This window comes from Brunnivagina elsteri CCALA 953 (genome assembly GCF_002289455.1).
Classification (GTDB): domain Bacteria; phylum Cyanobacteriota; class Cyanobacteriia; order Cyanobacteriales; family Nostocaceae; genus Brunnivagina; species Brunnivagina elsteri.
In genome coordinates this window covers 1-2,680 of sequence record NZ_NTFS01000610.1, presented here as the reverse complement: position 1 = coordinate 2,680, position 2,680 = coordinate 1, and the positions used below count along the sequence as shown (strand labels likewise).

Sequence of the window (2,680 nt, the reverse complement as noted above, 5' to 3'; positions counted from 1 at the left end):
GTTTAAATTCATGTTTAAATTTAATTACATCTCTTAAATTAAATATCGAAATTTTTGGTCTTTTTCAGTACTGGATTTGATAGTAATACTATTTAGAATACTAGCTCAAAAGAAAAAGAATTATGTTAGAAGAATCGAGCGATCGCCAACAAAGACTGGAAAAGTTTTTACATGCTGTGGAAGCGGCTCAAAAATTACAAGATGATATTATTAAATATGGGCTTGATGCAGCTTATTTATATTATGAAGATGTTGATGGTAATTGGTTGGAAGGTTGGGATGAAGGAGAGGATGAGACTGTTGTAGAATCGATTTTAAGGTTCCTGGAAAGTGATGATTTAATCGCTAAAAGACTTCGGCAAGAATTAGAAAATACAAATAAATCAATATTGCTTTCACAAATTGCCGTTGAGTTAGAGAAATCTCTAGCAACAGCAGAAGCAGAAAGGATTTTTGCTGTTAAAGATATGCTAATTGCTATTTTTACTAATCAGCAAAATAACCAAGATATTAGTATTGAGAATAATCATCTTCAAAATAATCAAATTGATTTATTTGACTTAGCAAAAGAATTATTAGAAAAATTAGAGGAGATTGTAAATAAAAAATAAAAGACTTATATAACACGCAATTTTTGTTTTTTCGTGACGCTATAAGTCTCTAATTGGGGAAGTAATCCGCTTTTTAGTAGTCGCTAAAAAATCTGTTTAAAGTACGACAAGTCAGTATTTCCGAAATGAATACTATAAGCAACATTCAACTGTTCAAGGGTTTCTACTAACCAGATAATACCATTTGTTGTCGCTGACTCGTAATGATTAAACAAAATTGCAAATCTCTTTGTCAAATATGGTTTAATCTTTTGGCAAATTAGTACAATTTTGAGTAATAAAGCTGTAGTAACTAACGTACCTTGATTTGCGATTAAATCAATAAATGTAAAATGCTGCGGTGAAATTTGACTTTCGACAACTAAAAAGTTAAGTAGCTGACTACAAGTTCTGACTAATAAAAAATCGTCTAGCTTATATTCATTTGCATCTGCTAAAGTATTTTTTAATTGCTTGTATAAACGTTGATGAAATTGCCGCTTCCCGTAGTCCCAATCAATACCTGAAATTAAGTATTCATATAAATCATCTTTAAATGCACCAAAGGAAGAAGCTTGATTACTATAGTTTAAAAAAAGCTGTGCATATTCTTGATAAGAATAGTCTCCCTCAACTTTACCAATAAATTGCTGGATGGTAGCATTCAGATTTTTTTCGGTTAGTAAGGTTGGATTCGTAACAGGTTGAATTATCCGATTTGTATCAACAGCACAATCAACTTGATTTACTTGATGACATCTTACTTGGTAAGTCACGTACCGGGATAAATCAAGTTCAAATTTCTTTTGAACTTCTAATTTAATTTTTTTGACAGTCCATTGATGTTCAAAAGTTGAATTTTCTGTTAACAAGCAATGTTCATATAAATATGGGTAGCGACGCATTAAGGTGATTAATTGTTTCTGTTCGTATAGCTGTGAATCCGGTTGGGTAATTATTTGTGTCAATCGTCGTAATATAGTATATTGTTCACTTTCAATAAATTTTTTAATTAGTAAGTGTAAACGACGGATAGCTTTTTCACGAAAACTAGTAATTTTATGTCGAGAAGGTGGATATTGAAAAAGTTCTATTAGTTCTGGAATTGCACTATGTAATTGAGGTTGCATGTGCCATCTATTAATCAAAATATGGCAACAACGATTTAGAAAAAACTGAAATTCTTGTTCGGCTTTCGGTGATGCTGTAATTTGATCGAGAATTGCGATCGTATCAGACTCAGGATAATTGATTCCTTCGATAAATAGAGTACGAAAACGCCCAATCATTTCCTGAGGAGATTCTACTTGTACTAAATGAAGCAAATGTTGATATATCTTCTGCTCTTCGGGAAAAATATTTGGATAATAAGGATTTATCAAATTACTCACTTTGCTTTCACCGTATTTAAGTTAATGATTTCATTGAGGATCACATTATTGATGGTTATTTTTGGAAATTATTTTTTCATTGTTAAATAAATTGAGGATTTGGGGAATATTTGGAAAATGTTAGTTACTAATCAGAGACTAAATTTGATTAATGTTACTTATTGTTGATTACCTATATAAAACTACCCCAACCGCTTGGGTATCATCTCCTTGGTTAGGGAAGGATTATTTGTTCAAGTCATTAATACTATTACATCTCACACGTTAAACTATAAACCTTACAGATTTAATCAAGTAGAAGTTAAGCTTTACTATTAAAAGATAAATTATTAATAAAAGGCAATTGGAGAGTGAGATATTTCGCTTCTGTCTTCCTCATTCTTTTTTAATCCCTCTGACTTTGAATTTATCTCCCTTGAAGAGGGGAAAATTAGAAATCCAGTTCCTTTCCCTTAACAACTATGGAGTATAAATCAATACGGTTCATTTAAGACTAAACTATTCAATATTTTAAACCGCCATAGACACGGAGTGGCTACTTAGCCCTTACAGGGCGGCTATTGCCAACAGAAGGAAGCTACTTCGTATCTACCGTAGGTAGACGTAGGTAGACGTAGAGAACGCCTTAGACGCGGAGCGGCTACCTTTGGAAGTCACTTCGTGCCTACCCGAAGGGTAGGAAGAGAAGGAAAAAATGCT

General features: G+C 32.4%; 2 protein-coding genes. One reads left to right on the top strand and one right to left on the bottom strand.

The annotated features are described in order from the left end of the window. Positions 1 to 122 precede the first annotated feature (122 nt). A complete protein-coding gene (locus tag CK510_RS29035) occupies positions 123 to 611 on the top strand; it encodes a hypothetical protein (RefSeq protein WP_245912492.1) in 489 nt (162 codons plus the stop codon). Between the two features lie 83 nt (positions 612 to 694). Here CK510_RS29035 and CK510_RS29030 read toward each other — a convergent pair whose 3' ends face one another. Then, positions 695 to 1,981 (bottom strand): Sll1247 family protein, encoded by a 1,287-nt coding sequence (locus CK510_RS29030; RefSeq protein WP_095724929.1) that lies wholly within the window; start codon positions 1,979 to 1,981, stop codon positions 695 to 697. Between the last annotated feature and the right edge of the window lie 699 nt (positions 1,982 to 2,680).

What these genes read in the sequence shown, in the direction of transcription:
- CK510_RS29035 (WP_245912492.1), top strand. Translation starts at nt 123, where the DNA reads ATGTTAGAAGAATCGAGCGATCGCCAACAAAGACTGGAAAAGTTTTTA.